Source organism: Bacillota bacterium, from assembly GCA_036504675.1.
Classification (GTDB): domain Bacteria; phylum Bacillota; class Sulfobacillia; order JAJYWN01; family JAJZPE01; genus DASXUT01.
This window is the reverse complement of record DASXUT010000035.1, coordinates 46,989-65,486: the sequence shown is the minus strand read 5'-3', so window position 1 is coordinate 65,486 and position 18,498 is coordinate 46,989. Positions and strand designations below refer to the sequence as shown.

Annotated in this window: 18 protein-coding genes and 1 riboswitch; of the genes, 12 read left to right on the top strand and 6 right to left on the bottom strand. The window is 63.4% G+C overall.

Features of this window, described 5'->3' with window-relative positions; all coding sequences use genetic code 11:
* Nucleotides 1-5 precede the first annotated feature (5 nt).
* The 6 genes from gyrB to dnaA form a co-directional block, all read right to left on the bottom strand.
* Nucleotides 6-1,979 (bottom strand): DNA topoisomerase (ATP-hydrolyzing) subunit B, encoded by a 1,974-nt coding sequence (gene gyrB / locus VGL40_02870; protein HEY3314211.1) that lies wholly within the window; start codon nt 1,977-1,979, stop codon nt 6-8.
* A gap of 93 nt (nt 1,980-2,072) precedes the next feature.
* Nucleotides 2,073-2,333: an extracellular matrix/biofilm biosynthesis regulator RemA family protein gene (locus tag VGL40_02865; GenBank protein ID HEY3314210.1), complete on the bottom strand. Its 261-nt coding sequence runs from the start codon at nt 2,331-2,333 to the stop codon at nt 2,073-2,075.
* 48 nt (nt 2,334-2,381) lie between these two features.
* Nucleotides 2,382-2,882 carry a DUF721 domain-containing protein gene (locus VGL40_02860; GenBank protein HEY3314209.1) on the bottom strand — a complete coding sequence of 167 codons (501 nt, stop codon included), beginning with the start codon at nt 2,880-2,882 and terminating at the stop codon, nt 2,382-2,384.
* The gene (gene recF, locus VGL40_02855; GenBank protein ID HEY3314208.1) at nt 2,879-4,057 is read right to left on the bottom strand and encodes a DNA replication/repair protein RecF; all 1,179 of its coding nucleotides are present in this window, start codon (nt 4,055-4,057) and stop codon (nt 2,879-2,881) included. Before recF ends, VGL40_02860 begins: the two co-directional genes overlap by 4 nt.
* A gap of 67 nt (nt 4,058-4,124) precedes the next feature.
* The gene (dnaN, locus tag VGL40_02850) at nt 4,125-5,231 is read right to left on the bottom strand and encodes a DNA polymerase III subunit beta (protein ID HEY3314207.1); all 1,107 of its coding nucleotides are present in this window, start codon (nt 5,229-5,231) and stop codon (nt 4,125-4,127) included.
* Nucleotides 5,232-5,501: 270 nt separating this feature from the next.
* The gene (gene dnaA / locus VGL40_02845) at nt 5,502-6,863 is read right to left on the bottom strand and encodes a chromosomal replication initiator protein DnaA (protein ID HEY3314206.1); all 1,362 of its coding nucleotides are present in this window, start codon (nt 6,861-6,863) and stop codon (nt 5,502-5,504) included.
* A 628-nt stretch (nt 6,864-7,491) separates the two neighbouring features.
* Here dnaA and rpmH point away from each other — a divergent pair.
* The 12 genes from rpmH to VGL40_02785 all read left to right on the top strand — a co-directional run bounded on the left by rpmH (nt 7,492) and on the right by VGL40_02785 (nt 18,153).
* Nucleotides 7,492-7,626 (top strand): 50S ribosomal protein L34, encoded by a 135-nt coding sequence (gene rpmH / locus VGL40_02840; GenBank protein ID HEY3314205.1) that lies wholly within the window; start codon nt 7,492-7,494, stop codon nt 7,624-7,626.
* 94 nt (nt 7,627-7,720) lie between these two features.
* Nucleotides 7,721-8,077 (top strand): ribonuclease P protein component, encoded by a 357-nt coding sequence (gene rnpA, locus VGL40_02835; protein ID HEY3314204.1) that lies wholly within the window; start codon nt 7,721-7,723, stop codon nt 8,075-8,077.
* Nucleotides 8,074-8,298 carry a membrane protein insertion efficiency factor YidD gene (gene yidD, locus VGL40_02830; GenBank protein HEY3314203.1) on the top strand — a complete coding sequence of 75 codons (225 nt, stop codon included), beginning with the start codon at nt 8,074-8,076 and terminating at the stop codon, nt 8,296-8,298. Before rnpA ends, yidD begins: the two co-directional genes overlap by 4 nt.
* Nucleotides 8,299-8,376: 78 nt before the next feature.
* The gene (locus VGL40_02825) at nt 8,377-9,009 is read left to right on the top strand and encodes a YidC/Oxa1 family membrane protein insertase (GenBank protein ID HEY3314202.1); all 633 of its coding nucleotides are present in this window, start codon (nt 8,377-8,379) and stop codon (nt 9,007-9,009) included.
* A complete protein-coding gene (gene jag, locus VGL40_02820; protein HEY3314201.1) occupies nt 9,006-9,629 on the top strand; it encodes an RNA-binding cell elongation regulator Jag/EloR in 624 nt (207 codons plus the stop codon). The genes VGL40_02825 and jag overlap by 4 nt, the downstream gene beginning before the upstream one ends.
* Before the next feature lie 175 nt (nt 9,630-9,804).
* On the top strand, nt 9,805-11,283 hold the full coding sequence (gene mnmE, locus VGL40_02815; GenBank protein HEY3314200.1) for a tRNA uridine-5-carboxymethylaminomethyl(34) synthesis GTPase MnmE: 1,479 nt from the start codon (nt 9,805-9,807) through the stop codon (nt 11,281-11,283).
* 5 nt (nt 11,284-11,288) lie between these two features.
* A complete protein-coding gene (gene mnmG / locus VGL40_02810; protein ID HEY3314199.1) occupies nt 11,289-13,196 on the top strand; it encodes a tRNA uridine-5-carboxymethylaminomethyl(34) synthesis enzyme MnmG in 1,908 nt (635 codons plus the stop codon).
* The gene (rsmG, locus tag VGL40_02805) at nt 13,180-13,947 is read left to right on the top strand and encodes a 16S rRNA (guanine(527)-N(7))-methyltransferase RsmG (protein HEY3314198.1); all 768 of its coding nucleotides are present in this window, start codon (nt 13,180-13,182) and stop codon (nt 13,945-13,947) included. The genes mnmG and rsmG overlap by 17 nt, the downstream gene beginning before the upstream one ends.
* An 83-nt stretch (nt 13,948-14,030) precedes the next feature.
* Nucleotides 14,031-14,894: a ParB/RepB/Spo0J family partition protein gene (locus tag VGL40_02800; protein ID HEY3314197.1), complete on the top strand. Its 864-nt coding sequence runs from the start codon at nt 14,031-14,033 to the stop codon at nt 14,892-14,894.
* Between the two features lie 76 nt (nt 14,895-14,970).
* A riboswitch (cyclic di-GMP riboswitch) is annotated at nt 14,971-15,053 on the top strand.
* A gap of 131 nt (nt 15,054-15,184) precedes the next feature.
* Complete coding sequence (locus VGL40_02795) at nt 15,185-16,213, top strand: ParM/StbA family protein (GenBank protein HEY3314196.1); 1,029 nt, start codon at nt 15,185-15,187, stop codon at nt 16,211-16,213.
* Nucleotides 16,214-16,496: 283 nt separating this feature from the next.
* Complete coding sequence (locus VGL40_02790; GenBank protein HEY3314195.1) at nt 16,497-17,285, top strand: AAA family ATPase; 789 nt, start codon at nt 16,497-16,499, stop codon at nt 17,283-17,285.
* Nucleotides 17,251-18,153 carry a ParB/RepB/Spo0J family partition protein gene (locus VGL40_02785; protein ID HEY3314194.1) on the top strand — a complete coding sequence of 301 codons (903 nt, stop codon included), beginning with the start codon at nt 17,251-17,253 and terminating at the stop codon, nt 18,151-18,153. Before VGL40_02790 ends, VGL40_02785 begins: the two co-directional genes overlap by 35 nt.
* Nucleotides 18,154-18,498: the final 345 nt, after the last annotated feature.

Genomic DNA, 18,498 nt, shown 5'->3' with positions numbered 1-18,498 from the left:
TCGGCTCATCCGATCGTGTCGAGGTTCTGGACCTCTTTGGCGTGCTCCTCGATGAACTCCTTACGTGGCTGGACTTTGTCGCCCATCAGGATAGTGAAGATCTCGTCGGCGGCCATGGCGTCGTCTATCGTCACCTGGAGGAGGGTTCGCGTCTCGGGGTTCATGGTCGTGTCGCGGAGTTGATCGGGGTTCATCTCTCCGAGACCTTTGAAGCGCTGGATGACGACGTTGTCGTCACGCCCCCCGATTTCCTTCATGACCTTCTCGAGTTCCCGTTCGTTGAAGGCGTACTTCTCGGTCTTCGCCTTGCGGACGAGGAACAGCGGCGGTTGGGCGATGTAGACGTAACCGGCCTCGATCAACTCATGCATGTAACGATAGAAGAACGTCAAGAGCAGGGTCCGGATGTGTGAGCCGTCGACGTCGGCGTCGGTCATCAGGATGACCTTGTGGTACCTCGCCTTCCCCAGGTTGAATTCCTCTTTGATATTGGTCCCGAGGGCGGTGATGATGGTGGCAATCTCCTCGTGGGCCAGGGCCTTGTCCAGGCGGGCTTTCTCGACGTTGAGGATCTTGCCCCCGAGGGGGAGGATGGCCTGGGTCCGGCGGTCGCGGCCCTGTTTGGCCGACCCACCGGCGGAGTCCCCCTCGACTAGGAACAGCTCAGACTGAGCCGGGTCGCGGCTGGAGCAGTCGGTGAGCTTGCCTGGCAGTGACGTGATCTCCAGGGCGCTCTTCCGGCGGGTCAACTCGCGGGCCTTACGGGCTGCCTCGCGGGCTCGGGAGGCGTTGACGGTCTTTTCGACGATCCGCCGGGCGACCCCCGGGTTCTCCTCGAAGAAGGTCGACAGGCCTTCACCAACGATCGAGTTGACCTGCCCCTGCATCTCGGTGTTCCCGAGCTTGGTCTTGGTCTGACCCTCGAACTCGGGGTTGAGAAGCTTGACGCTGATGATGGCGGTCAGGCCTTCGCGGGTGTCCTCCCCGGAGAGGGTCTCGTCGCCTTTCAGGACGCCGCTCTTCTTGGCGTAGTCGTTGACCACCCGGGTGAGGGCGGTCTTGAAGCCGGTCTCGTGGTAGCCACCCTCGTGGGTATGGATGTTATTGGCGAAGGAGTAAATGTTCTCGGCGTAGCCGTCGTTGTACTGTAGGGCCACTTCGACCGAGCTGCCCTCGCGGCGGTCCTCCATGTGGATTGGCTTGTCGTGAAGGACGTTCTTGTTCTTGTTGAGGTGCTCGACGAAGGAGACGATCCCGCCGCCGTACTGGAAGCTCCGGCTCTCACTGGTCCTTTCGTCGGTCAGGGTGATCTTCAGCCCGCGGTTGAGGAAGGCCAGCTCCCTCAGGCGCTGGGCGATGGTTTCGTAGTCATAGGCGATGCCCGCCTCGAAGACCTCCGGGTCGGGCATGAAGTGGATCTTCGTCCCGGTCCTGTCGGTGCTGCCGACCTTCTTCAGTTCGGTGACCGGTTTGCCCCGCTCATAGCGCTGGCGATAGACCCCGCCGTCCTTGTGGACCTCGATCTCCAGCCACTCGGATAGGGCGTTGGTCACCGAGACGCCGACCCCGTGGAGACCGCCCGAGACCTTGTACCCAGCCCCGCCGAACTTAGCCCCGGCGTGGAGCATGGTCAGAGCGACCTCCACCGCCGGGCGGCCGGTCTTGGGGTGGATGTCGACCGGGATCCCCCGACCGTTGTCGATACCGGTGACGCTTCCATCCTTGTGGAGGATGACGCTGATGTCGGTGCACACGCCGGCCAGGGCTTCGTCGACGCTGTTGTCGACCACCTCGTAGAGCAGCTGGTGCAGGCCACGGATGCCGGTGCTGCCGATGTACATGCCCGGGCGGCGACGCACCCCTTCGAGGCCCTCGAGGATTTGAATCTTGCTGGCATCGTAAGCCGCCGCGACCCCGTTTTCGTTGGGACCATCGGCGGCGGCTGAAGCCCGTCCGTTCTTATTCACGTCGTCGGGCATCAATCAAGGCCCTCCAATCACCGGATGGCTGTACCTCGCCAATTATAGCATCAAAGGCCGGTGACCCTCAACTTCCGGGCCATCCGCTCGCCGTCACTCGTGGTCATCCGTCCCCGGGTTGACCGTCGCCCGCTTGCGGATGGTCGTGATTGACACGGTCGACAGGTAGACTTTGTCGGTCGTGAGTACCAGGGACTTGGCGTTCCCATCGCTGAGGTCGACGATGGTGGCCTCGGTCCGGGCCAGGTCGACAAACTCCTTGGTGATCGGGGCGTCGCCGACTGTCTGGAGGTCGAAGACGCCGATGATCTCCCGGCTTCTCAGGACCACTTCACCGCCGATGTGCACGAGCATCTGCCGTTCCCTCCAATACCCCCGCCCAGCGGGGATTGACTTCGTCCCTCAGCGGTTCGCACCGGCCTGCGCCTTGAGGAGAAGGCGTCGCCAGCGTTGGCGCAGTCGCTCGTCGCCGATGGCCGACACCCATCGGTCGATTTCGGCTACCGTCTGCGGGTCGGGGTCGGCGTCGGCCGGCCGATGCTGGTCGGCCGAGCCGGCCTCGCCCGAATTGGAGACCCCCAGGTCCTTACAGCCGGGAGGCGGCCCCTCGAACCCCTGCCCGCTGCGGAAACGCAAATCCTTGATTAGTCTTTCTCCCAGGCGGGCGTTTATTGCCGCGAGCAGCCTCGGCTTTAGCAAGCTGAGCTGTTGCGCCCAGGCCGGATTGGCGGTCTCGACGGTCAATACCCCGCCCCGGACGAGGACCGGGCGGGTCGCCCTGGCCACCTCGGCCCCGACGGCCGCCTCCCATTCGAAGAGGGCCATCTTCTCCCGGACCGCGCCGCGGATCTCCATTCGCTCGAGGGACTTTTCGAGGATGGCCCCGATTCTAGTCGGTTTCACGGCAGAGGACCGCCCTTGTGCGGGACGATGGCCCCCTTGGCGACGGTGTAGAAGGCGACGTCGGCGGCCAGCCGGCCGCTAAGGGGGGCCGGATCGGTCCCGGTGATAATCGTCTGAACCCGGCCGACGGTCTGCAGGAGGAGGCCGCGCCTTCTCTCGTCCAGCTCGGAGAGGACGTCGTCGAGGAGAAGGAGGGGCGGGTCACCGTCGTCGGTCTTGAGGTGCTCGACTTCGGCCAGCTTGAGGGCCAGGGCTACGGTCCGCTGCTGACCCTGAGAGGCGAAGCGGCGGGCTTCCTGCCCGTTGACCCGGAGGCCGAGGTCGTCCCGGTGCGGTCCGACCAGAGTCACCTGGCGCTCCTGTTCGGCCACCCGGAGCCTCTCCAGGCGCCGGTGAAAGGCCCGGGCGATCTCCTCCAGAGGTTCCGCCCCCACTTCGTCCTCAGCCGCGATCTCGGACTCCGGGTCTCGCCCCGACTGGCCCGCGTCCCCTGAGAGAGAACTTTGATAACTTATCGCCAGTTCCTCCTCGCCGCCGGATACCTGGCGCTGGGCCTCTCGGGCCCAGGGGGAGATCCTGGCCAGGGCCAGCCGGCGGCGACGGATCACTTCCGCCCCGTGCTCGACAAGCTTGTCATCCCAGGCTTCGAGGCCCGTCTCGTCGGCCTGGGCGCCGTTCTTCAAGAGCCGGTTGCGCTGTTGGAGAACCCGGTGGTAGGCCGCCAAGTGGTGGTAATAGGCCGGTGAGACCTGGGCCAACTGCAGGTCGATATAGCGGCGCCGAATCTCCGGGGATCCCTTGACCAACTCAAGGTCCTCGGGAGCAAAGAGGACCACCCGTGCCTGCCCGATGATTTCGCTTAGCCGCCGCTTGGGCACGCCGTTCAGCCGGAGGACCTTTTGGCCGCGGGTCGAAAACGCCATTTCCACCTGGAGGGCCCCGGTCGGTCGGGTGAACCGGCCGCTGACCCGATAGGCCTCCGCCCCCCAGCGGACCAAATCACGGTCGCGGACGGCTCGGTGGGAGCGTCCCGTGGCCAGAAGATAGACCGCTTCGAGGGCGTTGGTCTTCCCCTCGGCATTGTTGCCGACAAAGACATTGACCTGGCCGGTTAGGGTCAGGTCCAGTCTGTCAAACGATCTAAAATCCTGCAATAGCAGGTGTTCCAGGCGCACAGGAGGTCTCCTTGTCGAGGCGGCGCTTGACCGCTTGGGAGCCGGGCCGGGTCAGACCGGCCGTCTTCTAGACCGTTCTAAGCGGCAGGAGGACGTAGATCAGGTCATCTCGATCCTTGGGCTTCATGATGCACGGGCTGATCGGCCCGGTCATCCGAAAGGTGACCTCCTCGGAGCCGATGTTGCGGAGGCTCTCGATGAGGTACTTGACATTAAAGGCGATCTGGATGGGCTCGCCGGTCGAAACTGCCGGGATCTCCTCGACGACATTCCCGACCTCGGGGGCGTTGGCCGTGATGGTCAGGGATTCGGGCTTGAAATCGAGCTTGACCGCGTGTCCGCCCTCCTGGGCCAGGATAAAGCTTCGTTCGCAGGCCGCCAGGTAGTCTGAGGTCTTTAAACTGGCCTCGCTCTTGAACTCCTTGGGTATGACCTGGCGGTAGTTCGGGAATTGACCGTCGATGGTCCGTGAGCGGAAGTGCACTCGCTTCGATTGGACGAAGACTTGACCGCCCTCGAGCCCGACAGCCACGTCCTCATCGTCGATCTCACCGAGGATCCGCCCCAGTTCGGCCAGGGCCCGCCCGGGGACGATCGCCTTCTGCTGGTTCGTGGACCCGACAATGACCTTCTCTTTCAGCGCCATCCGCACTCCGTCGGTGGCCACCAGTCGGACCTTGTCGTCCTCGAACTCCAGGAGGGCGCCGGTGAGCATCGGTCTGGTCTCGTCATGGGAGACCGAAAAGATCGTCCGATCGATGATTTCCCGCAGTTCCTTACGCTTCATGCTCAAGGTGTTGGTCTGGCTGAATCTCGCCAGAGTGGGAAACTCCTCGGCCGCAAAACCGTGGATGGTGTACTGGGAACGTCCCCAGCGGATGGCGGCACCCTTGCCCTGAGGGGTCGTCTCCAAGTTAACCGGACCGGACGGGATTCGGCGGACAATGTCCACGAAGTAGCGGGCCGGCAGGACCAGAGCACCTTCCTCGAGGACCTCGCCCGGAGCTTCGCACTCAACGGCGATTTCGTGGTCGGTGGCCACGAGCTTGATCTTTCCGTCCCGCCCGGAAAGAAGGACTCCGGTCAAGACCGGCAAGGTGGTTCGAGGGGAGACCACTCTTTGTACGGTCTGCAAAACCGGAGCCAGTTGGTCCTGTTGGAAAGTCAATTTCATGTCCGTTCCCCTTTCTTGGCCTTTGTGTAAAACTCTTATGCCTCGAATCTTTATAGAAACCTAGAGGCTTTAGTAACAGGGGATGTGGATATGGGGATAAGTCATTGAGTCGCAGGCCATTTGTGCCGCTGGTCTGTTGACAAGCTGTGGTCATCTTGCGCAGGTTGTCCCCACTATCCACGGTCTTGTCCACAGATTAGGGTTCAACCCATTCTATCCACAGGTCGTTCAACAGGTTGTCCAGAGGTCGTCCACAGGCTCCAGGCCGGACTAACCGTTGCGGAGCTTCTCCATCAATTCTTGGACGACCGAGCGCAAAGAGGCGTCGACCTTCATATCCGCGGCCACCTTTTCGTAGGCATGAATGACCGTGGTGTGATCGCGTCCGCCGAACTCCTCGCCGATCCTTGGAAGCGAAGAGTCGGTCAGCTCACGGGAGATGTACATGGCAATCTGCCTGGGAAAAGCCAAGGCCCTAGTGCGCCGCTGGGCTTTGAGGTCGTCGACCCGCAACCCGTAGAAGGCCGCCACGCGTTGCTGGATGAGTTCGATCGAGAGGGTCTTGGGACGGCGCTGCGGGAGGATGTCTTTGAGGGCTTCGGCGGCCACGTCGATGGTCACGTCATGGCTTATCAACGAGGCATAGGCGATGATTCGAATCAGGGCCCCCTCGAGTTCGCGGATGTTGGTATCGATCTTCGAGGCGATGAAGAGCATGACGTCATTGGGAATCTCTAGGCGCTCAATTTCGGCCTTCTTGCGAAGGATGGCCACCCTGGTCTCGAGGTCTGGTGGCTGGATGTCAGCGATGAGCCCCCACTCGAATCGCGAGCGTAGCCGCTCTTCGAGGGCGGTGATCTCCTTTGGCGGACGGTCGCTGGAGATGACGATCTGGCGGTTGGCTTCGTGGAGCGAGTTGAAGGTGTGGAAGAATTCCTCTTGGGTGGCTTCTTTGCCGGCCAGAAACTGGATGTCGTCGACCAGGAGGACGTCGATTGTCCGGTAGCGGTTCCGGAATTCGTGTTGGGTCCGGTCCCGGATGGACGAGATCAGTTCGTTGGTGAAGGTTTCGGAAGAGATGTAGACGACCCGCATCCCGTTCCCCTGGGTCCGGATGTAGTGCCCCGCTGCCTGCATCAGGTGGGTCTTTCCGAGACCGACCCCGCCGTAGATGAACAGCGGGTTGTAAGCCCGGGCCGGCGCGCCGGCCACGGCCTGTGAGGCGGCGTGGGCGAAGCGATTGGAGTTGCCGACGACGAAACGGTCGAAGGTGTACCTGGGATTGAGCGGTTGCCCAATCGATTCGCCGTTAATGGTCGGCACGGCCGACTGAGGGGTGGCCCAGGTTGAGGCCACCTCGTCCGCGGCGGAGGCGGCCGGCCCGGACTCGTGGACGAAGCGAATGGCCATGTCGTAGCCGACGATCCCCTTGAGGGTGCGCTTGATCAGCGAGGAGTACTTGGTCTCCAACCATTCCCGGGCAAAATCGTTGGGAACGCCGATGACCATCGTGTCGTCGTGGAGGGCCAGAGGATGAGTACCCTTCAGCCAGGTTTCGTAGCCGGCTCGCGGGAGGTCACGCTCCATCGCCGCCAGTGCCTTGTCCCAGATTTCGATGAGTTGATCTTTCATGTCCGGGAGCCCTCCAAAGGGAGACTTGTCCACATGATTATCCACAGGAGCTAGGGTGGCGGGCACTTGTCTTCGGCCAGCGGGCTGCGAGCCGGGAGCCTTCGCCGGACGCAAGCGACGTCATGGCAGGCTTCTGGTCGTCACCAGCCAACCGATCGGGCGGAGCGCGGTGGGGAAAAAACCTTCAGCCCGGAGAGGCGGCTGAAGGCGGAATCAACAAGGTATCCACAACGATATCCACAGGTTGTGTATAAGACAACAGCGGCTGGAAGAAGCAGGGCACGCCGGGACTCCGGCCAAAAGCTAATGCCAGGGATTAGACGGTCCCGGCGGGTTTTCCTGTCGGCCTAGAAAATAAAGGACCCGTATGGTTTGCCCAGCTTGGACCGCCCCCAAAGGAGCCCACCACGACCCATGCCGCGGGTCGTGCGGAGCAACTGGGGCGATAAGCATTCGCCGGTTCGAAGCGGTCTTCCTCCCTCTTTGGGCAAGAAAAACAGATCCCCGAAGGGGTTGACGAGAGCGTGTCCTTGACAGGCATTTTTTCGGCACGGTATAATCTAAAAAGGAATTCTGCGTCCCTGAGCCACCCGGCCAAGGGTTTGTTTTTCCGAAGGGAGTGTCGTCGTTGAAGAGAACCTATCAACCGAAAGCGGCGAAACGCAAGAAGGTCCATGGCTTCCTCAAGCGGATGTCCAGCCTGGGTGGCCGGAAGGTCTTGAAGAGCAGGAGACTAAAGGGACGCAAGCGGTTGGCTGGGTAGGGGCCGCGGACTAGCCCGTGGCCCCTTTTCGTCGTCGTCCCGGGGCCAGGCGGATTGGTGCGGCCAAAGGGTCCTCAGCCCGATTAGGCAGAAAATGAGCGCAAACCAGGTCGAGCGGCTTCGTTCGGAAGGTGATTTCGCCGCCGTCTACGAGGCGGGCAAGTCCTGGGTCATGCCCGGGGCGGTGCTCTACGCCAAGCCGTCGGGGACGGCGATCACGCGGGTCGGGTTCGTGGCCGGCAAGCGGTTGGGTCCAGCGGTGGCCAGGAACCGGGCCAAGCGCTTGCTCCGAGAGGCCTTCAGACAGGTCGTCGGCCGGCAGCCGATGGCCGGCGGCTTCGACCTTGTCTTCGTGGCCCGAGGGCGGCTCCTCTTTCAGCGGTGGGATGAAGTCCTGGACACCATGGCGACCTTGCTATCTCGCGCCCGAGTCCATGAGCGGAGGGCATGACATTGACCTTGGCGACCCGGTTCGTGTCTGCGGCGATCCGCTTTTATCAACGCTTCCTATCACCCCTCAAGCCACCGACGTGCCGCTTTTACCCGAGCTGTTCGGACTACGCGGAGCAAGCGGTGGCCAAGTATGGTGCGGCCAGGGGGCTCCTCTTGGCCGGGCGTCGCCTGCTCCGCTGCCACCCGTTCCATCCAGGAGGCTACGATCCGGTCCCGTGACCGGTCAGCGGACCTGGAATGAGGTGGGCGGAGGAGAACATAATATCGGCGGTTGGGGAAGATAAGGGGGGGCAAGGTTTGGCCTGGTTGACATCAATCGTTCAGCAAGGGCTGAACACCTTTTACGGGTGGACGGGGAACTATGGTTTGGCCATCATCCTGGTGACGGCGGTCATTCGTGTCTTGTTGGCTCCTTTCCAGTATAGCCAAGTGCGGTCGACCCAGAAGATGATGGCCCTCGAGCCGCACCGGAAGGCCCTGGAGAAGAAATACAAGAACGACCCGCAGAAGATGAATCAGGAAACGATGGCCCTTTGGAAGAAGTTTGGGGTCAATCCTCTCGGCGGATGCCTGCCGCTGCTCCTGCAATTCCCGATCATCATCGCTCTTTTCCGGGCGCTGGACAAGTTCCAGTACCTAGGGCCGGCCGGGTTCTTGTGGATCCATCATCTTGGCCGCCCTGATCCACTGTTCATCCTGCCCATCCTCACCGGGGTCACCACCTGGTGGCAACAGAAGATCTCAACGCCGGCGACCGACCAGACTCAGAAGACCATGCTCTTCATGATGCCGGTCCTGATTGCCTTTCTGAGCCTGAGGTTCGCGGCCGGGCTCGCGTTGTACTGGGTGGTGTCCAACTTCCTGGCCATCTTGCAGCAGTACCTGACGCCCAAGCCGGCGCCGGCCACGGGGGAGGACAAGAGCAAGTGAACGAAATCGAAAAGCGGGGAAAGACGGTCGACGAAGCCGTTCGGGCAGCCGTCAAGGAGCTCAACGCCCGGCCCGAGGACGTCGACGTGGTCGTCTTGGACGAGCCGACCAAGGGGCTGTTCGGCCTAATCGGAGCGAAGGAGGCCCGGGTCCTGGTGCGGGTGCGCCAGGACCGGCGCCAGGTCGCCCGTCATCTCATCGAAGAGGTCGTAGCCGGGATGGGCCTCAATGTCCGGATCGAGACCGAGGAGCGGGAAGGGGCTACGGCGTACGACCTGCATGGTGACGACCTGGGGATTCTCATCGGGCGACGCGGGCAGACCCTGGACGCCTTTCAATACCTCGTCAACTTGGCGGCCAACCGGACGGGAGACGCGGAGAAGGTGCGGATCATCCTTGACGTCGAGGGGTACCGCCGGCGCCGGGAGGAGACCTTGCAGCGATTGGCCGAGCGCTTGGCCGACCGGGTCCGGGCAAGCGGCCAGAGCGTCGTCCTCGAGCCCATGAGCGCCCAGGAGCGAAGGGTCATCCACCTGGCTTTGCAGGACAATTCCTACGTGGGGACGCAGAGCGAGGGAGAGGATCCGCAGCGGCACGTGGTCATCTCGGTCAAGAAATAGGGCAAACGGAATCGCCGACTCGTAGTGAGCGGCGGTTCTTTTTCTTTTTTCGGGAGGGTCCTGCCAGGGCTGACCCGGGGCAACTGGCCATCGAAGCGGCCGGCCGGGAAGTGCCCGGCGGTTCTGCTGGGCCCGCGCTGAAAGGTTCGAGCGTCTTAGGGGAGGGAGGCCGGTCATGCCTGGTGTGGGTGAAGGGGGGCCGAGTCAAAAGCCGGCGGAGGGTGATACGATCGCGGCCATCTCGACTCCTCTGGGGGAGGGCGGGATCGGCATCGTTCGAGTCAGCGGGCCGAAGGCCCGGGCCATCGCCGGGCGGCTGTTCACTCGGGGTCCGCGCAGGGAACCTCCAGCCCGCGGAAGGGCGGCCACCGAGGGCGTTAGGCCGGCGGCGGGGGAGGGATCTCCCCGGCTTCTGTACGGCCACGCTTGGACGCCGGACGGGCGCCTTCTCGACGAGGTCCTCCTAGCCGTGATGGGCCAACCGCACAGCTACACCCGGGAAGACGTGATCGAGTTCCAGTGCCACGGGGGCCCGGTGGTCACCCGGGCGGTCCTCCAGGCCGTACTGAGGGCGGGGGCGCGTTTGGCCGAGCCGGGGGAGTTCACCAAGCGGGCCTTCCTGAACGGCCGGCTGGATCTGGCCGAGGCCGAGGCGGTGATGGCCCTCGTCCGTTCGAGGACGGAGGCCAGCCGCCGGGCGGCCGTGGAGGCGTTGGGCGGTCGGCTGTCGGGGCAAGTCAGGCGGTTGCAGGAGCGCCTGACTCGAGCCATCGCCCAAGTGGAGGCGGGGGTCGACTTTCCGGACGAGGAGATCGATGCGAGCCCGTACGGGTCACTCCGCGGTGAGTGCCAGGCCATCGACGAAGACCTGGCCAGGCTGGTCGGGTCGGCCCACGCGGGGAAGATTTTGAGACAGGGGCTCAAAGTGGTCATCGCGGGCCGACCCAACGTCGGGAAGTCTTCGCTACTCAACGCGTTGCTCAGGGAGGACCGGGCGATCGTCACTGCGGTGCCCGGGACGACCAGGGACGCCATCGAGGAGCCCCTGGATCTCAGCGGCGTGCCGGTGCGCCTGGTCGACACCGCCGGCCTGCGGGCGACGACGGACCCCGTGGAGAGCCTGGGGGTCGAGCGGACAAGACAGTGGCTGACGGCGGCCGACGTGATCCTGGCCGTTGTTGACGTCAGCGAGCCCCTCCGCGACGAGGACCGCCGGCTCTTGGAGAGCCTCGGGGCGGTCCCGGCGATTGTCGTCCTGAATAAGTCGGACCTTCTCTCGGTGGATGGGGGCCTCTCCCCTGAACTTGAGCGGGAGGTCGCAGGCCTGGCTCTTGGGCGGGAGAGGGTCCTCGTGTCGGCCGCCACCGGCGCCGGGCTGGATCGCCTGGAGCAGGCCCTGATCGCGTTCGTCTACGCCGGTTCGGCCGAGGCGCCAGAGGAGGCCCTGGTGGGGAGCGTCCGAAACGAGGAATCCCTTCGCCGGGCACGGTCGGCGGTCGGCGAGGCGGTGACCACTCTGGCACGTGGTCTGGCCGAGGACCTGGCCGTGGTCGACCTTCGCGAGGCCTGGTCGGCCTTGGGCGAGATCACCGGGGAGACCGTCGATGAAGGCATCCTCGACCGTCTCTTCGCGGAATTCTGCGTGGGGAAGTGAACGGTTTGGGGTACCGCGTCGCCGATTATGACGTCATCGTCGTCGGTGCCGGACACGCCGGCTGCGAGGCGGCTTTGGCTGCGGCCCGGCTCGGGCAGGAGACCCTGATCCTGACCATCAACCTCGAGAACATTGCCTTGATGCCCTGCAACCCGGCCATCGGGGGGCCGGCCAAGGGGCACCTCGTGAGGGAGATCGATGCCCTCGGTGGCGAGATGGGCCGGACGGCGGACCTGACGAGGCTGCAGGTCAGGCTGCTCAACACGGGGAAAGGGCCGGCCGTGCAAGCCCTTCGGGTCCAATCGGACAAGCGGGCGTATCAGGCCGAGATGCGGCAAACGCTTGAGCGGACGCCGGGCCTCCGGATCAAGCAGGCCATGGTCGAAGAAGTCGTGCTCGAGGACGGGCGGGGGAGCGGGGTCAGGACCACCGCGGGCATGGTCTACGGGGCTAGAGCCTGCATCCTGACGACCGGGGTCTACCTCAACAGCCGGGTGATCATCGGCGACCTGTCCTATGAGTCCGGACCTGGCGGGCAGCTCTCGTCGCGCGGACTGACCGCCAGCCTGGAAGGGCTGGGACTGAGGCTGGGGCGGTTCAAGACCGGTACCCCGCCGCGAATCGACCGCGATTCCATCGATTTCGGGGCCATGCAGGAGCAGCCGGGTGCCTCGCGGTCGTATTGTTTCTCCGCCATGACCGGGTGCCTCGCTGAGGAGCGGGCGCAGCTGCCCTGTTGGCTGACATACAGCAACGAGGAGACCCACGCCATCATTCGGGCCAACCTCCACCGCGCGCCCTTATACAGCGGCGCGATTAAGGGCGTCGGCCCACGCTATTGCCCGTCCATCGAGGACAAAGTGGTCCGTTTCGCCGAGAAGACACGGCACCAAATCTTTATCGAACCGGAGGGCCGGGACACGAGGGAGATGTACGTCCTCGGGTTCTCAACCTCGCTTCCCGAAGACGTCCAACTGCGGGCCCTGCGAACGGTCCGCGGGCTTGAACACGCCGAGATGATCCGGCCTGGCTACGCCATCGAGTACGACTATCTCGTCCCGACACAGCTCCGTAAGAGCCTGGAGGTCAAGGCGGTGCCGGGCCTGTTCGCGGCTGGGCAGATCAATGGTACCTCGGGGTACGAAGAGGCGGCCGCCCAAGGACTGATGGCCGGGATCAACGCCGCCCTGACCTTACAGGGCCGGCCGCCGCTGGTCCTGGAACGGTCTGAGGCCTACATCGGCGTGCTTATCGACGATCTGGTGACAAAAGGGACCGATGAGCCATATCGGATGCTCACAGCCAGGTCGGAACACCGCCTTCTGCTCCGCCATGACAACGCCGATCTTCGTCTGACCCCCATCGGCCGGGCGGTGGGATTGGTCTCCGACCGTCAGTACGCGGCCTTTGAGGCCAATAGGGAAGCCACGGAGAAGGAGATTGAGCGGCTCGAGGCGACACGGGTCCGTCTCGACCAGGCCACCCAAGGCTTCCTTCGGAAGCACGGGAGCGCCGAGCTTCGGGCGGCGACTTCTCTGGCCGACCTGTTGCGCCGCCCCGAACTGGACTATCCGGCCTTGAAGGAGATTGATCGAGGCCGACCGGATCTTCCGGGGGAGGTCGGGGATGAGGTCGAAGTACAGGTCAAATACGCGGGGTACATCGCTAAGCAACAAGCCCACGTCGAGCGGATGAAGCACCTTGAGGCCAGGACCATTCCGCGGTACCTTGAGTATGAGCGGGTGTATGGGTTGTCCAACGAAGCCAGACAGAAGCTGGGCCAAATCAGGCCGGAGTCGGTCGGTCAGGCGGGGAGGATCTCCGGAGTCTCACCGGCCGATGTCTCGCTGCTCCTGGTCCATTTGGAAGCCGAACGGCGCAAGGGAGGTCCGCCCGATGCTTCAGACCGATGACCAACTCGCGGCCATCGCCTCTGCCCTGGGGATCGCCTTGACGCCGGAGCAGGAGAGGCAGTTCGGGCGGTTCGAGCGGTTGCTCCTTGGGGCGAACCAGGAATTCAACCTGACCCGGATCACCGAGCATCAGGAGGTGCTGGTGAAACATTTCCTCGATTCGCTCACCTGTCTTTTGGCCCTGGACTTCCCGGTCGGGGCTCGGGTGGTTGACGTCGGCAGCGGCGGCGGATTTCCCGGGATTCCCCTGACCATCAGCCGTGCCGACCTGAGGATGACGCTGATAGAAGCCAGTCAGAAGAAAGCCGTCTTCCTCGAGGCGACGACCCGCCGGCTCGGCCTGGATGGGGTCGAGGTCGTCGGCGCCAGGGCAGAGGATGTGGCCCGCCAGGCCCGCTATCGGGAAGCCTTTGATGTGGCCGTGGCCCGCGCCGTCGGGCACCTAGCCACCCTGGCCGAGGTTTGCCTGCCCTTGGTCAGGGTGGGCGGATGGTTCGTCGCAATGAAGGGCCCGGAGGGGGAGACCGAGGCCGACGAGGCCGCGTTGGCTTTGACGGCGGTGGGGGGACGGATGGCCAAAGCCGTCAAGGTGTCTCTGCCAGGGGGCGGAGGGGCGCGGACCCTGGTGGTCGTGGCCAAGGAGGCAGGAACGCCTGAGAAGTACCCCAGGAAGGCGGGGATTCCGCAGAAACGGCCGCTCGGAAGGCCCGGACCCGGAAGGACGGGAGAGTCGGAGACCGCGGGGAGGTAATCCCGCTGAGAGCGGCGAAATGGCTTATTAGACAAGAGAGGGGCGGCGAGGGTCACGCCAACCTCCAGGGAGGGGTGGGCCGGATGCCAGGGGACGAGGCCGCAAGAGCCAGGCCGGAAGGCGGCACCGTGGTAATCGACGTTGCTTTGGACCGAATCAAGATAAACCCGTACCAACCGCGGAAGCAGTTTGACCCGGCGAAGCTGTCTGAGCTGTCGGCCTCCCTGCGAGAGCATGGCGTCCTTCAGCCCCTGGTGGTCAGGCAGTTGTCTGACGGAGGCTACGAGCTCGTCGCCGGGGAAAGGCGCCTTAGGGCAGCTAAGATGGCCGGACTCGAGCGAGTGCCGGTCATCGTTCGTAGTATGGGTGGGATCGACCAGGCCATCCTGAGTCTGGTCGAGAACCTTCAGCGCGAGGACCTGAACTGCCTGGAAGAGGCGGTCGGGTATAAGCGGCTCATCGAGGAACACGGGCTGACCCAAGAGGAGTTGGGCCAACGGCTTGGTCGCAGCCAACCGGCCATTGCCAACAAGCTAAGGCTGTTGAAGCTCGACCCGCCCGTGCAGGAGATGGTCCGGGGGGGCCGGCTAAGCGAGACCCACGCCCGGGCCCTGCTCCGCCTGGAAGATGGCAGACTGGCCGGGAAGATAGCCCAGCGCATCGCCCAGGAGGGCCTCTCAGTTCGGCGGACGGAGGAGTTGGTGGCGGAGACCCTCGAGCAAATTTCCCGCGAAATAGAGACCGCGGGAGGGAAGGGTCAAAGGGTGCTGAGGGTATTCAAGGATGTCCGCATTTTCCTGAACACCTTCCGCCAGGCGGTAAAGACCCTGCGTGATGCGGGGGTCAGGGCGCAGATGAGCGAAGCCGACCGGGGGGAGTTCATCGAGGTGACCGTGCGCATCCCGAGGGAGCAGGCCGGGTCGGCGTCGGGGAAGCTCCGGAAGTAAAAAATTCTTCTTGACAAGCAGGAGTTTGGCGAATTATGGTGAATTAGGAAGGGCACAGCAAAAGGATATAGATCCGTCCCGATAAAGGCAAACCTGTCGAAAGGCAGGGACGCAAAGCCACGGGTCTAAGGCGAGAGCTAGGACGGCCGGGCTACCGAAGGAGGGTTGGTATTGGGGTAGACCCGCCTTTTCGGCATCCAGAAAGGCGGGTTTTTATGTCTTTGAAGCAGGCTCCGATTCCTGACCACGGATCGGGAAGGAATGGAAACCACATGGAGGTGGAGCGTTCTTTGAGCAAGAAGGGTCTCGGGATCGACCTCGGGTACGGGTTTGTCAAGGTCACCGATGGGGAGAAGGAATGCCTCTTCCCAAGCGTAGTGGGGCTTGGCCAGCCGCTATCGTACCAGTCTGAGTTCACCGACCGAAGCCGATTGGTGGACAACCTGATGGTCAGCGTTGGTGGACGACGGTACTTCGTGGGGAGGCTGGCCGTTCGCCAGAGTGAGATCGCCGCCCGCTCCCTGGATCCGAATCGCGTTCAGGACAAGAATGTCAAGGTGTTGCTCCTTGCCGGGTTGAGCGTCTTCGCCTCGGAACCGCAGCAATCGTTCAACGTCGTCACCGGCCTCCCGACCAACTACTACGCGAGTTACCGGGACGGGCTGGCGGAGGCCCTGCGGGGGGCGCACGAGCTGACGGTGCATGAGGGCAATGGCGATCGCGATCTGGTCCTGGACGTGGACAAGGTCAAGGTGGTTCCGCAGCCGTTTGGGACGTTGTACGATCAGACCCTCGATGACACCGGGCGCGTTGTTGACCAGGACCTCAGCCGGGCCAAGGTGGGGATCATCGACATCGGGTTCAAGACAGCCGATTTCGCCGTGGCCGACGGGATGGAGTTCATCGACCGGCTGAGCACGTCGACTACCACTGGCCTGGCCAGCGCCTATGGGATCATTGCCGGCAAGCTCCGGGAGATCTTCGCCATTGACAAAGAGAACTGGGAGATGGACGAAATCGTCGAGCGGGGCGAGATCAGGATTGCCGGAAAGGGTTACGACCTCAGCGAGTTCAAGAAGGAAACCCTCGAGTGGGTGGCTGCAAAGCTCATCACGGTGGTCGATTCCCTGTGGGACTATCGCGATCTCGACCGGATTCTGATCACCGGCGGGGGCGGGCAGCCTCTGGGGCAGTATCTGATGACAGAATTTCCCAACGCGATGATTGTCGAGAACGCCCAAATGGCCAACGCTAGAGGATTCCACAAGTTGGCCCGGCGGGTCTTCAAGAGCGAGAACGGTGGCGGATTCCTGGATTAAGGGTCGCCTACCGTGCGAAGGTCGAACTAGCGGTGCGCCGTGCACCGCTTTTTTGTTTGACTGCATGTGCCAGGTTCGAGGAAGGCGGAACCGAGTCCAGTGCCGGCTGGTCTTTGGCGGCCCGGGGGGAGACCGTAGGATGGGCGGGCCGCGTCAAGGGCGGGGGAAGCGGTTGGGCGCATATCTGGTAAGAAGAGAAGGAACTGGGTTTTTCAGTGACGAAGTTCTGGACAGACAGCAAGGGGTCGTCGACGGGGGTTCAAGGAATGGATGGGGTGATTGGATGAGCAGAGTTATCGCCATCGCCAACCAGAAAGGCGGAGTGGGGAAGACCACGACCGCGGTCAATCTTGGGGCGGCCTTAGGAGCACTGGGTCACCGGGTGCTGCTCATCGACAGCGATCCGCAGGGGAATACCACGAGCGGTCTGGGAGTCGACAAGAAGAAGATTACCCAATGTATCTACCAGGTGCTGATTGACGATGTCCCGATGCGCGAGGTCGTCGTGAAGACCGTGGTGGGCGGGCTGGACCTGGTGCCGTCGACCATTGACCTGGCGGGTGCAGAGGTCGAACTGGTGCCGGCCCTGTCCCGGGAGACCAAGCTGAAGAAGGCGCTGGCCGATGTGCGCGACGACTACGAGTTCGTCCTCATCGACTGCCCGCCTTCCCTTGGACTGCTGACCGTTAATGCACTAACCGCAGCTGACTCGGTACTGGTCCCCATCCAGTGTGAGTACTATGCGCTGGAGGGGCTGACCCAGTTGATGAACACGATCCACCTCATCCAAAATCAGCTGAACGCGGGGCTACAGCTTGAAGGGGTGGTACTGACGATGTACGATGCGCGGACGAACCTCTCCAACCAGGTGGCGGAGGAAGTCAAGCGATTCTTTCGGGAGAAAGTCTATCAGACAATCATCCCGCGGAACATCCGACTGAGCGAGGCTCCCGGGTATGGGAAGCCGATCATCACCTACGACCCCAAATCCAAGGGCGCAGAGGTCTACACCGAGCTCGCCAAGGAGGTTGCGATGCATGCCCAAGCAACGAGGGCTAGGCAGGGGGCTTGAGGCGCTGTTGCCGGGGGGCGACGAGGGCCCTTCGGAGGCGTCTCGGCTTCAAATTGACAGGATAAAGCCCAATCGATACCAACCGCGGCGGGTGATGGACCAAGAGAAGCTCCGTGAGCTCTCGGAATCCATCAAGGAACACGGTGTCGTGCAACCGATTCTCGTTAGGCCCGTCAACGACGGGTACGAGCTGGTGGCGGGGGAGCGGCGTTGGCGGGCGGCGCAACTGGCCGGGATGCGGGAGATTCCAGTTGTGGTGAGCGAATTCGGCGAGGCGGAAAGCATGGAGATCGCCCTCGTCGAGAACCTGCAGCGCGAGGACCTGAATCCGCTCGAAGAAGCGGAGGCTTTTCGTCGACTGATGGATGAGTTCTCGTTGACTCAGGAGGACGTGGCCCACAAGGTAGGCCGGAGCCGGCCGGCGGTGGCCAACTCACTGCGGCTTCTGAGCCTTCCGGCGGAGTTGAAGGACGATGTTTCACGTGGAACACTCTCCGCCGGACATGCTCGGGCGATCCTCTCACTTGAGCTGGATGATCTGCGCCTCCGCCTGGCGAAGGCGATTGTGGCCAAGGAGCTATCGGTCCGCCAAGCCGAGGAGCTGGCGAAGAAGCTGGCTGCCGACAAGGAGAATAAACCGAAGGCCAGCACTCGCCATCGTGAGCCGATGATGGTCGAGGTCGAGGAGAACCTTCAACGAGCCTTTGGGACCCAGGTTAGGGTCAAGCAGTTAAGAGGAAAGGCGCGGGGGAGAATCGAGATCGACTACTATAGCCGGGAGGACCTCGAGAGGATCCTCGACATGGTCCTGACTCGAGGCACATCCGGCACGACCCCAGGGGTGCGCTCTCGGGTGCTTACCACGTAGGGAGAGGAGAAGCGCGGGCCCAAGCGCGGCCGACCAGGCCCCAGGGAGGGCAAGAGCCACTCGCCAATCGCCCGTGCCGGATGGAAGCCCCAGAGACTCGTAGCCGCCAGTACGCGCTGGCGGCTACTCTTGCCCCTGGCCGCTAGCTGCCACTGCCTTGTGGCGCTTGGCGGGACCGCGAACCCAAACTCGCCAGTGCCAGCCGTATCGGGGCAGCCAGGAGACACGACAGTCACTCCGGGAGGGTGCCAAGAGACTCGACCCAGACACCCTTTCTCGCCCGTTCGACCCAGTCTGACAGGCGACGGGTCCCCCCAGGCCCCTTGCCCCGCTGGCTCGACTCCC